Source organism: Ureibacillus sp. FSL W8-0352 (genome assembly GCF_038004345.1).
Classification (GTDB): Bacteria; Bacillota; Bacilli; order Bacillales_A; family Planococcaceae; genus Ureibacillus; species Ureibacillus thermosphaericus.
Genome location: NZ_JBBOQT010000001.1, coordinates 3,106,930 through 3,122,229 on the forward strand (window position 1 = coordinate 3,106,930; position 15,300 = coordinate 3,122,229).

The window sequence follows — 15,300 nt, forward strand, 5'->3', positions numbered from 1 at the left end:
GTGCTATCCACACAAGCCGAGGATTCATCCGCACGAGCGAGGATGTTATCCACACAAGTGGGAATGTATCCGCACGAGCAAGGGAGTTATCCACACAAGTGGTAGTGCTATCCTCACGAGCAGAGGATTAATCCGTACAAGTGGGAATTTCCTATTCTCATGAGCAAGCACCAATTACCCAGGCATTGCATCCATTTGCACAAGAAAGTATCACTTTCCAAAAATTGATGAACTAGTAGCACATCACTTGCATTTTCTTTATACTAATAAAGTCTAAGAAATTACAAAGCACAACACTCTTTCATATAAACCGAACAAAAATAGAGGTGAACTACATGTTTGATAAACTGCAAGCAGTGGAAGATCGCTACGAAAAATTAAACGAATTACTCAGCGATCCTGACATCGTAAACGATGCCAAAAAACTTCGCCAATACTCAAAAGAACAATCAGACATACAAGAAACGGTTGAAGTATACAGAGAATATAAAAAAACAAAAGCTGAATTAGAAGAAGCAAGAGAAATGCTTGAAGAAAAACTCGATCCAGAGATGCATGAACTGGTGAAAGAAGAGTTCAACACTTTAAAAGGGAAAATCGAAGACCTTGAACAGCAATTAAAAATTCTGCTAATTCCTAAAGACCCGAATGATGACAAAAACGTTATTATGGAAATTCGCGGAGCAGCTGGTGGGGATGAAGCAAACATTTTCGCTGGGGACTTATTCCGCATGTATACTCGTTACGCTGAATCTCAAGGATGGAAAGTAGAAGTGATGGAAGCTTCTCCAAGCCCAAGTGGTGGATATAAAGAAATTATCTTTATGATTAATGGTCATGGCGCTTATTCGAAATTTAAATTCGAAAACGGTGCTCACCGCGTACAACGGGTACCACAAACAGAATCCCAAGGACGTATTCATACATCTACTGCAACAGTTGCCGTCCTACCAGAAGTGGAAGAAGTGGAAGTAGAAATTCATGAAAAAGATATTCGAGTTGATACTTTCGCATCATCCGGAGCAGGTGGACAATCCGTTAACACAACAATGTCTGCTGTTCGTATGACGCATATTCCAACTGGGATTGTCGTTTCTATGCAAGATGAACGCTCCCAAATTAAAAACCGTGAAAAAGCGTTAAGAATTCTTCGTGCGCGTGTAGCAGATTTATACAACCGAGAAAAGCAACAAGAATTAGATGCAGCGAGAAAATCTGCTGTTGGTACAGGAGACCGTTCAGAGCGCATTCGCACGTACAACTATCCACAAAATCGCGTCACTGACCATCGTATCGGTTTAACCATTCAAAAACTAGATCAAGTAATGGAAGGGAAGCTTGATGAAATCATTGATGCACTCATCATGGACGAACAAGCTTCCAAACTAGCGCAGCTAAATGAAGAAGCATAATACTGTGTTTGAGGCCCTCCATTGGGCTTCTTCTTTTTTAACGGAACATGGTCGTGACGAAAATGCTGCAAGAATTTTATTGCAATATTTATACGAAACAAATTACTCAGGGCTCATGATGCGCATGCACGAAGAAATGCCACAACAAAAGCTGGAACAATACCAACAAATGGTGGAGCAACATGCGAATGGGAGACCGGTTCAATATATTACGGGGATAGAAGAATTTTATGGAAGAACCTTTCATGTAGATGAATCTGTATTAATTCCACGTCCTGAAACGGAAGAATTGATTGTCGGAGCCATTGACCGCATGAAACAACTTTTCGGTGAAAATGAGGAACTAAACATTGCAGACATCGGTACAGGCAGCGGCATTATTGCGATTACGATGAAGCTTGAATGGCCAAACGCAAAAGTGTCAGCTACGGATATTTCAGAGGCAGCCCTTAATACTGCTAAAAGCAATGCAGAAAATTTGCAGGCAGCTATTGATTTTCGCTTAGGCGATTTAACAGAACCAATCGCAAATGAAAAATGGGATGTGATTTTATCGAATCCACCATACATTGCCTATCAAGAAGCAGAAGAAATGTCTGATGTTGTATTGGATCACGAACCGCATCTTGCGCTCTTTGCAAAGGATAATGGGCTCGAGTTTTACAAGCGATTAGCTCAATCACTACCAAACTTATTAAATAAACGAGCTTTGGTGGGAGTAGAAATCGGATACAAACAAGGAGAAGCGGTGGCAAATCTTTTAAAATCAAGTTTTCCACAAGCTAAAGTAGAAATAGTAAAAGATATTAACAAAAAAAATAGATTTGTTTTTTGTATAATCGATGTATAAAAATCTTCCTTCCTGTCCATTATGATGGCAGGGAGGGATTGAATTATGTTAAATGATTACGAGATTATAAGAAATGAAAAAGACCCAATTCAGCCGATAATCAGTATTTTAAAATTAATTGCTTCTAGTTTAGCTGTATATTGTTTTCTATTAATGGTTCCAGATATGGTAGAAAAATTCTATGAAGCTCGAGAAAACATGCTAGATGATTCATTAAAAATCCGCGTCATTGCAAACAGCAACACAAAGGCCGATCAACAATTAAAAAATGAGATGGTTGCAAACCTGCAGCCAATCTTTGCAGAAATTTTACACAATGAATATAACAATGTGGATAATGATGAAGCTTTCGCAAAATTAGCCACATATGTTCAGCAAAATTATTCACAATACGATGTAAAAATTAATATCGGTGAACATTTAACGCCACCAAAAATCGAAGGGAATACTTTTTATCCACAAGCGTATTACGATACATTAGTATTAACGATTGGTGCAGGACGCGGGGACAACTTCTGGTGCAGTATTTTCTCTAATTTGTGCGAACGTCCAAGCGAAAAAGAAGAAGTGAAACAAGAAGAAGAGCAAAAAGAAGTTCGTTTCATTGTGTGGGAATGGCTAAAAAAGTTGTTTGCTTAAAGTTATACACATACGAGTTTGATTTTGGGTACCCAATAGAAAAATTTCGACATAGTTTTCCACTATTTTCAGAAAAGTTATACACATTTTGCACAAAACTATCCACAAAATGTGGATAATATTTCAGAAATTCAGTTTTTTCAGGAGATGACATACATGGAAACAATCCAACTAACTGTGAATAAAAACGTGGACAAAGAAAAAATTTATTCACAAGCTGTGGATTTATTAAATCAAGGGGAAGTTGTTGCTTTTCCAACTGAAACCGTATACGGTCTTGGAGCAGTGGCAACAAACGATGAAGCTGTGAAAAAAATTTATGAAGCAAAAGGGCGCCCATCCGATAATCCCCTCATTGTACATATTGGAACGGTTGAAGAAGTGACGGATTTTGTGGAAGAGATTCCAGAAAAGGCAAAAACTTTAATGGAACGTTTTTGGCCTGGTCCACTCACTTTAATTATGAAAGCAAAAAAAGACGTACTTGCTAAAAGCGTGACAGCAGGCTTATCAACGGTTGGACTTCGCATGCCAGATCATGAAGTGGCATTGACTTTGCTTAGAATGTTGAAAAAACCGGTAGCAGCTCCTAGTGCAAACCGCAGCGGAAAGCCGAGTCCTACAAAAGCAGAGCACGTTTATGAAGATTTACAAGGACGAATCCCATTAATTTTGGACGGTGGCACTACTGGAATCGGTATTGAATCAACGGTAATAGATGTAACGGTAAATCCACCAGTTATTTTACGTCCAGGTGGTGTAACGAAGGAGATGATAGAGAAGGAAATCGGTGAAGTTATTGAACCGACTCCAAAAGAACAGCAACTTGAATCCACTCCGAAAGCTCCTGGCATGAAGTATACCCATTATGCCCCAGATGCACCTGTTTATTTAATTGAAAATAATCGAGAGCGAATCGAACGAGCCATTGACGAATTGAAACGAGAAGGACATAAAGTGGCTCTCCTTGCTCCATCTAACTTTTCATCAACAACAGCGGACTATTTTTTCCCGTATGGTGAAGAGGAAGATAAAGAGCAAATGGCGGCGAAATTATACGACGATCTCCGCGCGTGTGATAAAACGGATGCTTCAATCATATTAGCAACAACCACTACAACTGAAGGAGTTGGCGCAGCAATTATGAATCGCCTCCACAAAGCTGCTGGAGGAAAATGGTATGGAACACCTAGCACCACTACTTGAAAATTGAGACAATCATAGAAGAGCCAGGCACCTCCTGAAAAGTGCCTGGCTCCCTTAATATTTGTGTCTTCTAATTCATAAGATGGTATAAATCTTTCTGGGAGAAAAGAGGACGCTGATTGCAAGAAATTTTTTCGGGTCTTATTGTTTCACTTGATGTGGTAGCACTCTATTTATTAATTACAGATGTAAAAAACCGTTTTTTGCTTTCTATGTGGACAGCCATTCTCCATATGATTTTTCCAGTCATCGGATTTACTTTAGGAAATTGGATGCTTCAGATTTTTATGCAATGGTCCAATATTGTATCTAGCATTCTTTTATTTTTTATCGGATTACAAATTATTTTATCCTCAAAAAATGGACATCGCACTCTTCCGATTGGATTATTAGCCATTACAGCAAGTTTAGACACCTTTTCAGTGAGCATTTCTTTTGGTATGCTTAACTTACAAAAGTATTACTTTATACTAAGTGCAGGAATATGGACTTTTATCCTATCATATATAGCATTACATATAGCAAAAGCTGGCATTTTATTTAAAGGTACGCCATTTAAATGGATTGCGGGCTTATCTTTGATTACAATAAGTGTATATACATTATGGGATCAGTAATAAGGAAGAGTGAGAGGGTACCATGAATATTTATTTTGTTTGTACAGGAAATACATGTAGAAGTCCGATGGCAGAAGCCATCTTAAAGCACAAAAATATCGATGGCATCCAAGTGAAGTCAGCAGGGATATACGCACTAGAAGGAGGGAAGATATCAGAACATTCTAAAAGCGTTTTAGAGCAAGAAAATATTCAATTTCATCACACAACAAGACAAGTAAATGAAGAAGATATTGCATGGGCAGATTTAATTTTAACGATGACAGCCGCTCACCGCGATATGATTCTACAATTTTATGAACAAGCAAGAGGAAAAACTTATACTCTTAAAGAATATGTAACACCATATAGTTCTTTGGATGTATCCGATCCTTATGGTGGTGATTTGAACACATATAAAAACACATATGAAGAATTAAATCGACTAATTGAGGAATTAGTGAACAAAATAACTGGAGGTGGTAAAGAAGATGAAGAAAACATTTAGTATTCGCTGGAAGCTTGTTCTATTTGTTGGAGTTTTAGCCATTGTTACTTATTCAACAAGCTTTGTATTCATCCGCTTTTTACATCCTTACTTTTTCTCGCAATTTAGCATATTTTCAAACAAACTTATCTTTGAGATTATTACATACTTACTAGGTATTACTTGGTCATGTATTTTAGCTGCCGTATGTAGCGTTGTATTGACGAAACCGCTTGAAAAACTTGAGAAAACAGCAACGAGAGTAGCGGAAGGTAAAATTGGGCAAGATGTGGAAATGCCAAAAACTCATGACGAAATTCGTTCAGTGGCAGAAGCTTTCCAACTGATGTTGCAAAATTTACGTCAAATGGTTGAAAGCATTGATGTAAACTTCCAAAAAACGAATGAAACCATTATTGAACTATCCGAGCAAACAACGAGAGCTACAAGAAAAGCAGAGGGTATTGCTGAAACCGTTGGACAAATTTCAGCGGGGGCAGAAGCTTCTGCAATTGCGGTTCAAGAAACAGTTGAAGCCATTGAAGATGTGAGACAATTGGCTTCGGAAGTAAACCGAAAAGCATTGAACTCAAGAGAAGAATCTTTGCAAATTATCGAAAACTTAAAAATTACTTCGAGTGCTTTTAACAACTTGATTGAAAGCATTCAAAAAATTACGTTAGGAAATGAAAAAGCACTTGAGAGCATTCATCAATTGGAAAAAAATGCTGAGCAAATTGGGAACATCATTAGTCTTGTTGGTGACATTGCAGCACAAACAAACTTGCTTGCACTGAATGCATCAATTGAGGCAGCGAGAGCTGGTGAGCATGGAAAAGGTTTTGCTGTTGTAGCTGAAGAAGTGCGCAATCTTGCAGATGAAAGTGCGAAGGCAGTACAAGGAATTGCAGATTTAATTAAAACTATGCAAGAAAACGTGCATGTCGTTGTAAGACAAATGAATGAACAAGTATCATTCGCGAAAAAAGAATCAACGAAAATTACAGAAGCAACAGCGATTGTTGAGCAAATGTCAACTAGCGTACGCGAAATGGCAGATGCTGTTATTCAAATTTCACAATTAATTGAGAAACAAATGGAAAATATTGAAACGACTGCTCGTCAATCCCAAGAAGTTGCAGCGATTGCAGAAGAAACATCTGCTGGTGCGACGGAAGTGAAAGGTTCAACAGATGAACAAGCTGTAAGTTTAGAGCAAGTAGAAAAACTTTCCCAAGAATTAAAACAACAGTCTGAGCAATTATACAGATTCATTCAACAATTCGATCGTTCAAACTAATTTCTATGAAACTTGGGATATCTTTATAGGAACTTTTCTAGGGAGATATATTAGAAACGATGCAAAAGGGGGCATCATCGAATTAATCTTGGGAATCAGTGCATGCAGTGGGTAATGAATCAACTGAAACGCATCAGAAGAATCAATAAATAGTACTCTTACTGCTAAGGGTGAAAAGATTGTAAAATCAAGTTGTACGGGTTGCCACGGAATTGATTTTTCAGGTAATGTTGATCAAAATTTACATAATCTCTCATTATCAAAAGATTAGATTAAAAGGCCGAAAATCAATGCCACCTGGTACTGCAAACGGCAAGGAAGAAGAAGTGGCCGAATATTTATTGACATGAAAGTAGGACAAGCAATTGATACAAAACTCGAACGAAAATGATGACGTTCGGGTTTTTTATTTTGGAAGAGTGTTAGATAGAATTGATTTCTATTTATAGATATTATCGCCAGATTACACCATTTATTGAAAGTATAAAAATTAAGATTATCCATGCGGTATGGGGAAGGATTGAAGAACTATTTAATTTGATGTAAAGAAAATTTCCGAATAATTTTAAGCAAAGAGGAAAATATGATAAGATTTTATATAAAAAATGAACGATTTTTTATGTTTGGTGAAAAAATATTCGTATTTTCATAAAAAATAGGCTGAAAAGGATGGGAAAATCCGTGTTAATCTTTTATAATTAGTGGTACACTGTTGGTAAATAAGCTTTAGGAGGTAAACAGGTGAAAGTAGCAATTTCATCAGACCATGGTGGCATGAATTTACGCAAAGAAATCATGGATCTGTTAGACGAGATGAATATTGAATATGAAGATTTTGGTCCAAAAACATCTGAATCGGTTGATTATCCAGACTATGCTCTTCCAGTGGCGGAAGGAGTAGCAAGCGGAAAGTACGACCGAGGCATTTTAATTTGTGGAACGGGAATTGGTATGTCCATCGTTGCCAATAAAGTAAAAGGTGTTCGATGCGCACTAGTTCACGATGTATTTAGTGCCAAAGCTACGAGATGTCACAATGACTCAAATGTACTTGCAATGGGAGAAAGAGTCATTGGTCCAGGTCTTGCGCGAGAAATCGTAAAAACATGGTTGAATACTGATTTTGAAGGCGGTCGTCATGAACGTCGTGTAAATAAAATTACTGAACTTGAAGGGTGAGTCGTCCAATGGCTCTAGAAACCATTCGGAATCAAATAATACAGCTATTGAAAGAGTTTGAAGAGCAAGTTGAAATGATGCCTGGACAGTTATTTGTCGTAGGCTGCTCTACATCAGAAGTAAAAGGTTCTAAAATAGGAACTGCTGGCTCTATGGAAATTGCTCAAGTGCTATATGAAGCATTGGATGAATTTGCGAAGAAACATCATATTTATCTTGTTTTTCAAGGATGTGAGCACATTAACCGCGCATTAACATTAGAACACGAAGCGGCGGTGAAGTATGGCCTAGAGCCAGTCTCTGTAATTCCTGTTGCAACTGCTGGAGGATCGATGAGTGCATACGCTTATACGAAAATGAACAATCCAGTCGTCGTAGAACATGTTCGCGCGCATGCAGGAATAGACATAGGACAAACTTTCATTGGCATGCATTTAAAAGAAGTAGTCGTTCCTGTTCGCACATCGGTACGTCAAATCGGAGAAGCGATTGTTACTACGGCAAAAACTCGGCCAAAGCTCATCGGTGGTAGCCGTGCAGTTTATGAACGGCAAGAAGGAAAAACATGACATTAATCATTTTAATTGATAGATTTTTTAATAATTTTCGATAACTCAATGTACCTATATAATAGTGAAAATAACTGTGATTTGTTTTATATTTAAATCAGAAAGAATAGTTAAAATAATTTAAAGTTTCGAGCAGTTGGAAAACTTCTATTTAAACTAGTTGTATAATAAGTGGAACCTTTTCCCACTTAATTTTAAAAACTTAACAATAGGGGGATCTTTGATGGCTTACGAAAAACTAGCAGCACAGGACAAGGCAGTTTTAGAAGCAATTTTAAATGAAAAGAAACGTCAACAAGAAAACATTGAATTAATTGCATCTGAAAATATCGTGACTGAAGCCGTAATGGAAGCACAAGGTTCAGTGTTAACAAACAAATATGCAGAAGGTTATCCAGGTAAACGTTATTACGGTGGATGCGAACATGTGGATGTAGTAGAAGAGATCGCCCGCGAGCGTGCCAAAGAACTATTCGGTGCAAAATTTGCCAATGTTCAACCACACTCTGGCGCTCAAGCAAACATGGCGGTGTATTATACAATTTTACAACCTGGCGATACAGTATTAGGGATGAATTTATCTCATGGTGGTCACTTAACACACGGTTCACCAGTAAACTTCTCTGGTGTTCAATACAATTTCGTTGATTACGGCGTAACAAAAGATACAAATGTGATTGATTATGATGATGTTCGTGCAAAAGCATTAGAACATAAACCAAAATTGATTGTTGCGGGAGCTTCAGCATATCCAAGAGAAATTGATTTCAAAAAATTCCGCGAGATTGCGGATGAAGTTGGCGCTTATTTCATGGTGGATATGGCTCACATCGCTGGCCTTGTTGCTGCTGGTGAACATCCGTCTCCTGTACCATATGCTCACTTCACAACTACAACAACGCATAAAACGTTACGTGGTCCTCGCGGCGGGTTAATACTTACAAACGATGAAGAATTAGCAAAGAAAATCGATAAAGCAGTATTCCCTGGAATTCAAGGTGGACCATTAATGCATGTTATTGCTGCAAAAGCGGTTGCATTTGGAGAAGCGTTAAAACCGGAATTCAAAGAATATGCAAAACAAATTAAGAAAAATGCTCAAGTTCTTGCGGAAACTTTAATTTCTGAAGGATTACAAATTGTTTCAGGCGGAACAGACAACCACTTATTGCTTGTAAATGTTAAATCCGTAGGTCTAACTGGTAAAGTAGCTGAAAAATTATTAGATGAAGTAAAAATTACAGTAAATAAAAACTCTATTCCATTCGATGAAGAAAAACCATTCGTTACTTCTGGTATTCGCATCGGTACACCTGCAATTACAACACGTGGCTTTAAAGAAGAAGACACGAAAGAAGTTGGTTTAATCATTGCGAAAGTATTGAAAAACCCTGAAGATGAAGCTGTAAAAGAGGAAGCACTTGCACGAGTTAAAGCTTTAACAGATAAATATCCTATTTATGAAGACTTAGTAGTAGGGGAATAACTCCTCTTATGCCCGCTCAAGCTGTTTGAGCGGGATTTTTTTATGAGGGAGTGGAGAATATTTAATCCAGAAACGGCTTTTTACAAATAAAAGAGCTAAAGGGAAAAATGACTTTTCGAATGAACGGATAATAGTCAAATTCGGGAAGATAATAGCCAAACCCGACAGGATAATAGTCAAGTCCCCGAAAATAATAGCCACACGAAAAAAATCGCTTCCTGAGAAATCGGATAATAGTCAAACTTGGGAAGATAATAGCCAAATCAAACAGAATAATAGTCAAGTCAGCAAAAATAATAGCCATTCGAAAAAAATCGCTTCCTGAAAAATCGGATAATAGTCAAATTCGGGAAGATAATAGTCAAACCTGACAAGATAATAGCCAACTCATAGAAAATAATAGCCATTGGAAAAAAATCGTGTCCTGAAAAATCGGATAATAGTCAAATTCGGGAAGATAATAGCCAAACCCGATAGGATAATAGTCAACTCATAGAAAATAATAGCCATTCGAAAAAAATCGCTTCCTGAAAAATCGGATAATAGTCAAACTTAGGAAGATAATAGCCAAACCCGACAGGATAATAGTCAACTCAAAGAAAATAATAGCCATTCGAAAAGAATAACTACCTGCGACATCGGATAATAGTCAAACTTAGGAAGATAATAGCCAAACCCGACAGGATAATAGTCAACTCAAAGAAAATAATAGCCATTCGAAAAAAATCGCTTCCTGAAAAATCGGATAATAGTCAAATTCGGGAAGATAATAGTCAAACCTGACAAGATAATAGCCAACTCATAGAAAATAATAGCCATTCGAAAAAAATCGTGTCCTGAAAAATCGGATAATAGTCAAATTCGGGAAGATAATAGCCAAACCCGATAGGATAATAGTCAACTCATAGAAAATAATAGCCATTCGAAAAAAATCGCTTCCTGAAAAATCGGATAATAGTCAAATTCGGGAAGATAATAGTCAAACCTGACAAGATAATAGCCAACTCAAAGAAAATAATAGCCATTCGAAAAGAATAACTACCTGCGACATCGGATAATAGTCAAACTTAGGAAGATAATAGCCAAACCCGACAGGATAATAGTCAACTCAAAGAAAATAATAGCCATTCGAAAAAAATCGCTTCCTGAAAAATCGGATAATAGTCAAATTCGGGAAGATAATAGTCAAACCTGACAAGATAATAGCCAACTCATAGAAAATAATAGCCATTCGAAAAAAATCGCTTCCTGAAAAATCGGATAATAGTCAAATTCGGGAAGATAATAGCCAAACCCGACAGGATAATAGTCAAGTCCCCGAAAATAATAGCCATTCGAAAAAAATCTCTACATGAGAAATCCGATAATAATCAAACTTAGGAAGATAATAGCCAAATCAAACAGGATAATAGTCAAGTCCCCGAAAAAAATAGCCATTCGAAAAAAATAACTACCTGCGACATCGGATAATAGTCAAACTTAGGAAGATAATAGCCAAACCTGACAAGATAATAGCCAACTCAAAGAAAATAATAGCCTTTCGAAAAGAATAACTACCTGCGACATCGGATAATAGTCAAACTTAGGAAGATAATAGCCAAATCAAACAGAATAATAGTCAAGTCCCCGAAAATAATAGCCACACGAAAAAAATTCTCCAGAGACATTAGATAATAGTCAAATTCGGGAAGATAATAGCCAAACCCGATAGGATAATAGTCAACTCATAGAAAATAATAGCCATTCGAAAAAATCGCTTCCTGAAAAATCGGATAATAGTCAAAATCAAAAGCATAATAGCCAAACAAAGGAAGATAATAGTCAACCCTGTGCACATAATAGCCAAAGGGGAAAAATGACTTTTCGAATAAACGGATAATAGTCAAATTTTAAAGCATAATAGCCAACCAGAGGAAGATAATAGTCAACCCTGTGCACATAATAGCCAAAGGGAAAAAATAACTACTTGAATAAATGGATAATAGTCAAAATCAAAAGCATAATAGCCAACCAGAGGAAGATAATAGTCAACCCTGTGCATATAATAGCCAAAGAGGAAAAATAACTACTTGAATAAATGGATAATAGTCAAAATTTAAAGCATAATAGCCAAACAAAGGAAGATAATAGTCAACCCTGTGCACATAATAGCCAAAGGGGAAAAATAACTACTTGAATAAATGGATAATAGTCAAAATCAAAAGCATAATAGTCAACCAGAGGAAGATAATAGTCAACCCTGTGCACATAATAGCCAAAGGGGAAAAATAACTACATGAATAAATGGATAATAGTCAAAATTTAAAGCATAATAGCCAACCAGAGGAAGATAATAGTCAATCCTGTGCACATAATAGCCAAAGGGGGAAAAATAACTACATGAATAAATGGATAATAGTCAAAATCAAAAGCATAATAGTCAACCTGAGGGAAATAATAGCCAAACCTTTAAACTTAATAGCCAATGGGGAAAAATAACTACTTGAATAAATGGATAATAGTCAAAATCAAAAGCATAATAGTCAACCTGAGGGAAATAATAGCCAAACCTTTAAACTTAATAGCCAATGGAAAAAATCGCTCCAAAAAGAAGGGATAATAGTCACCACCCTAGCAGCCATCAATAAAATCCACGTCCCAATTCCCTTGTAGAAACAGACTTCATCGCACAGAATACTGTAATAATTCACTTGAAAACCTGCGAAAATTACATAGGACATAAATAAACTTCCAAAACATTTTCGACTTTTAAAAGAAATTGACAACTATGTAAATGCATCGATTATTTGTTTTCTAATGAAATGTTTTTTGTTATACTGATTTGGATAATGTGGAACAATAAAATCCACCTTTAGTCCGTATAGACGATAAAAATTTAATATTTTCAGAAGTTAGGAGCGAACTACATGAGTAGAGTATATGTATTTGATCATCCACTAATCCAACATAAGTTAACGTATATTCGCGATAAAAATACTGGTACGAAAGAATTTCGTGAACTTGTTGATGAAGTAGCAACATTAATGGCATTCGAAATCACTCGCAATTTGCCATTAGAAGAAATTGAAATCGATACACCGATTACAAGAGCAAAAACAAAAGTACTTGCAGGTAAGAAAATCGCTCTTGTTCCGATTTTGCGTGCGGGAATCGGAATGGTTGACGGAGTATTAAAATTAATTCCTGCAGCTAAAGTTGGTCATATCGGATTATACCGTGATCCTGAAACGTTAAAACCAGTTGAGTATTATGTAAAACTTCCTCAAGATGTAAAAGAACGTGAATTTATCGTAGTAGACCCAATGCTTGCAACAGGTGGCTCTGCTGTAGAAGCGATTAACGCGTTGAAAAAGCGAGGAGCAGTAAACATTAAATTTATGTGTTTAATTGCAGCACCGGAAGGAGTACAAGTATTACAAGAAGCTCATCCGGATGTAGACATCTTCATTGCAGCTTTAGATGAAAAATTGAATGAACATGGCTACATAGTTCCTGGTTTAGGTGACGCGGGTGACCGTCTATTCGGTACGAAATAAATAAAAATAGATGCGTCCTTCAAAATGAAGGGCGTTTTCTGCAAATTTTTCACAATCAGAAGGGAGTATCATCCGTTGACAAATAAAATTAAAGTAATGACCATCTTCGGTACTAGGCCAGAAGCAATCAAAATGGCACCGGTCGTGTTGGAGCTAAAAAAATATCAAGATCAAATCGAATCGATTGTCACAGTAACGGCACAGCATCGACAAATGCTTGATCAAGTGCTTGAAACTTTCGATATTACACCTGACTACGATTTGAATATCATGAAAGATCGACAAACGTTAATCGATGTAACGGTGAATGCCCTTCAAGGTTTAGATCAAGTCATGAAGGAAGCAAAACCAGACATCGTTTTAGTTCATGGTGATACAACAACAACTTTCGTAGGTAGCCTTGCTGCCTTTTATAACCAAATTGCAATTGGACATGTTGAAGCAGGATTAAGAACTCACAATAAATATTCACCGTATCCAGAAGAAATGAACAGACAACTTACTGGCATCATGGCTGACTTGCATTTTGCACCAACTGAACAATCTAGACAAAACTTGCTAAAAGAGAACAAAAATCCCGACACGATTTTTGTCACAGGCAACACAGCTATCGATGCATTAAAAACAACGGTGAAAGAACACTATACACATCTGATTTTAGATAAAATCGGAAACGATCGCATGATTCTCTTAACAGCGCATCGACGTGAAAATTTAGGAGAACCGATGCGTCACATGTTCCGAGCAATTAAACGCTTGCTTCAAGAACATGAAGATGTGCAAGTAGTTTATCCGGTTCATTTAAATCCAGCTGTAAGAGAAGTAGCAAATGAAATTTTAGGTGATGATCCGAGAATTCATTTAATCGAACCGCTTGAAGTATTTGACTTCCATAATTTTGCTGCCCGCTCGTATATGATTTTAACGGATTCAGGAGGCGTGCAAGAAGAAGCACCATCATTAGGAAAACCTGTACTAGTATTGCGTGATACAACAGAGCGTCCAGAAGGCATTGAAGCGGGGACATTAAAACTTGCTGGAACAAATGAAGAAACTATCTATCATTTAGCGAAGGAATTGTTAGAAGATCAAAATGCATATGAGAAAATGGCGAAAGCATCCAATCCATATGGTGACGGCTTCGCATCTCGTCGAATTGTTGATGCGCTATTAACATATTTCCTTGAGAAGAAACAATAATTTTACATGAAATTCGATTCTATTAAATAAGTAGAAAATATTGTGAAAATTAAATTTTGTAACAATAAAAATCGTCTAAAATAGATTCTCTGTTGGAAATTTGTCAATATTTTGACAAAGTAAGTTCACTGTGAAGTTTTTCACTAAAACTAATTGACATCAAAAAGCCCCTATTGTATGCTTACAAAGTGTATGAATATTAAGGGGATTCTATTACAAAATGATTTTCAAACCCTTGTAATATCAAGTTTCTACTATACAAACAGTGGAAACAAAGAATGAAATTTTGCAACGTTGGAAGAGTCTGAATACAAGAGTAATAAAAAGGGAAAAATACATAGCGGTAAAAAATTTTGCCCTCAGAGAAAATATGTAAAATTTGTTTCCACTTGACACTAAACTCTTGTATAACTCAATAGGCACGGCGAATAAAAAGGATTCAGGAGATTGAACCAATGTTGGATTTGCACCAAATTTTTATTAAGCAGAAAAAAGCTTTATTTTTTTTGCTTGCCCTATGTATAATAGGATGGTTTTTTACGCCATATCCGACGATTTTCTCGGGAATGGGGATTGGTGCGCTCTTTGGTACTTACAACTTTTGGATTCTTGTTCGAAGAATGGACAAGTTTGACCGTTCCTATCAAGAGGGAAAACGAACAGTTTCTCTTGGTTCAGGTTTACGCTTTGCCTCTGCAGTAGCTGCAGTAGCAATACCGATCGCGTTGCCAAAATACTTCAATGTTGTTAGCTCAGTCATCGGGCTAATGATTCCTTATATTTTCCTCTTTATCGAGGCCTTCATCAGTTTACTCAAAACTAGAAAATAGGTCATTTGAA

General features: G+C 36.8%; 14 protein-coding genes. All 14 read left to right on the plus strand.

The genetic code is table 11. The features are described 5' to 3' along the window. Window positions 1–335 precede the first annotated feature (335 nt). The 14 genes from prfA (at window position 336) to NST98_RS15725 (ending at window position 15,290) form a co-directional block, all read left to right on the plus strand. A complete protein-coding gene (prfA, locus tag NST98_RS15665) occupies window positions 336–1,412 on the plus strand; it encodes a peptide chain release factor 1 (RefSeq protein ID WP_016837257.1) in 1,077 nt (358 codons plus the stop codon). Further along, a complete protein-coding gene (prmC, locus tag NST98_RS15670; RefSeq protein ID WP_340715504.1) occupies window positions 1,399–2,262 on the plus strand; it encodes a peptide chain release factor N(5)-glutamine methyltransferase in 864 nt (287 codons plus the stop codon). Before prfA ends, prmC begins: the two co-directional genes overlap by 14 nt. Before the next feature lie 45 nt (window positions 2,263–2,307). After that, window positions 2,308–2,901, plus strand: coding sequence for a stage II sporulation protein R (locus tag NST98_RS15675; protein WP_016837255.1), 594 nt, complete (start codon window positions 2,308–2,310; stop codon window positions 2,899–2,901). 156 nt (window positions 2,902–3,057) lie between these two features. Further along, window positions 3,058–4,107: an L-threonylcarbamoyladenylate synthase gene (locus NST98_RS15680; RefSeq protein WP_340715505.1), complete on the plus strand. Its 1,050-nt coding sequence runs from the start codon at window positions 3,058–3,060 to the stop codon at window positions 4,105–4,107. A 119-nt stretch (window positions 4,108–4,226) separates the two neighbouring features. Then, window positions 4,227–4,724, plus strand: coding sequence for a manganese efflux pump MntP (locus tag NST98_RS15685; RefSeq protein WP_340715506.1), 498 nt, complete (start codon window positions 4,227–4,229; stop codon window positions 4,722–4,724). 22 nt (window positions 4,725–4,746) lie between these two features. After that, window positions 4,747–5,211 (plus strand): low molecular weight protein arginine phosphatase, encoded by a 465-nt coding sequence (locus NST98_RS15690; protein WP_016837252.1) that lies wholly within the window; start codon window positions 4,747–4,749, stop codon window positions 5,209–5,211. Next, window positions 5,195–6,490 (plus strand): methyl-accepting chemotaxis protein, encoded by a 1,296-nt coding sequence (locus tag NST98_RS15695; RefSeq protein ID WP_016837251.1) that lies wholly within the window; start codon window positions 5,195–5,197, stop codon window positions 6,488–6,490. The genes NST98_RS15690 and NST98_RS15695 overlap by 17 nt, the downstream gene beginning before the upstream one ends. Window positions 6,491–6,668: 178 nt before the next feature. Beyond that, window positions 6,669–6,761 carry a hypothetical protein gene (locus NST98_RS17365; protein ID WP_445684062.1) on the plus strand — a complete coding sequence of 31 codons (93 nt, stop codon included), beginning with the start codon at window positions 6,669–6,671 and terminating at the stop codon, window positions 6,759–6,761. Between the two features lie 470 nt (window positions 6,762–7,231). Beyond that, window positions 7,232–7,669 (plus strand): ribose 5-phosphate isomerase B, encoded by a 438-nt coding sequence (gene rpiB / locus NST98_RS15700; RefSeq protein ID WP_096550329.1) that lies wholly within the window; start codon window positions 7,232–7,234, stop codon window positions 7,667–7,669. A gap of 8 nt (window positions 7,670–7,677) precedes the next feature. After that, on the plus strand, window positions 7,678–8,238 hold the full coding sequence (locus NST98_RS15705) for a TIGR01440 family protein (RefSeq protein WP_340715507.1): 561 nt from the start codon (window positions 7,678–7,680) through the stop codon (window positions 8,236–8,238). A 223-nt stretch (window positions 8,239–8,461) separates the two neighbouring features. Then, window positions 8,462–9,724 (plus strand): serine hydroxymethyltransferase, encoded by a 1,263-nt coding sequence (gene glyA, locus NST98_RS15710; protein WP_340704474.1) that lies wholly within the window; start codon window positions 8,462–8,464, stop codon window positions 9,722–9,724. Window positions 9,725–12,630: 2,906 nt separating this feature from the next. Further along, the gene (upp, locus tag NST98_RS15715; protein ID WP_340715508.1) at window positions 12,631–13,260 is read left to right on the plus strand and encodes a uracil phosphoribosyltransferase; all 630 of its coding nucleotides are present in this window, start codon (window positions 12,631–12,633) and stop codon (window positions 13,258–13,260) included. Window positions 13,261–13,335: 75 nt separating this feature from the next. Further along, the gene (gene wecB / locus NST98_RS15720) at window positions 13,336–14,460 is read left to right on the plus strand and encodes a non-hydrolyzing UDP-N-acetylglucosamine 2-epimerase (protein ID WP_340715509.1); all 1,125 of its coding nucleotides are present in this window, start codon (window positions 13,336–13,338) and stop codon (window positions 14,458–14,460) included. Between the two features lie 455 nt (window positions 14,461–14,915). Next, window positions 14,916–15,290 carry an ATP synthase subunit I gene (locus tag NST98_RS15725; RefSeq protein WP_096550333.1) on the plus strand — a complete coding sequence of 125 codons (375 nt, stop codon included), beginning with the start codon at window positions 14,916–14,918 and terminating at the stop codon, window positions 15,288–15,290. Window positions 15,291–15,300: the final 10 nt, after the last annotated feature.

Excerpts from the sequence above, each read along its gene's own strand:
- NST98_RS15680 (WP_340715505.1), top strand. The coding sequence starts at position 3,058 with ATGGAAACAATCCAACTAACTGTGAATAAAAACGTGGACAAAGAAAAA.
- prmC (WP_340715504.1), top strand. The coding sequence starts at position 1,399 with ATGAAGAAGCATAATACTGTGTTTGAGGCCCTCCATTGGGCTTCTTCT.
- NST98_RS15690 (WP_016837252.1), top strand. The coding sequence starts at position 4,747 with ATGAATATTTATTTTGTTTGTACAGGAAATACATGTAGAAGTCCGATG.
- NST98_RS15725 (WP_096550333.1), top strand. The coding sequence starts at position 14,916 with ATGTTGGATTTGCACCAAATTTTTATTAAGCAGAAAAAAGCTTTATTT.
- NST98_RS15675 (WP_016837255.1), top strand. The coding sequence starts at position 2,308 with ATGTTAAATGATTACGAGATTATAAGAAATGAAAAAGACCCAATTCAG.
- upp (WP_340715508.1), top strand. The coding sequence starts at position 12,631 with ATGAGTAGAGTATATGTATTTGATCATCCACTAATCCAACATAAGTTA.
- NST98_RS15695 (WP_016837251.1), top strand. The coding sequence starts at position 5,195 with ATGAAGAAAACATTTAGTATTCGCTGGAAGCTTGTTCTATTTGTTGGA.
- NST98_RS15705 (WP_340715507.1), top strand. The coding sequence starts at position 7,678 with ATGGCTCTAGAAACCATTCGGAATCAAATAATACAGCTATTGAAAGAG.
- prfA (WP_016837257.1), top strand. The coding sequence starts at position 336 with ATGTTTGATAAACTGCAAGCAGTGGAAGATCGCTACGAAAAATTAAAC.
- glyA (WP_340704474.1), top strand. The coding sequence starts at position 8,462 with ATGGCTTACGAAAAACTAGCAGCACAGGACAAGGCAGTTTTAGAAGCA.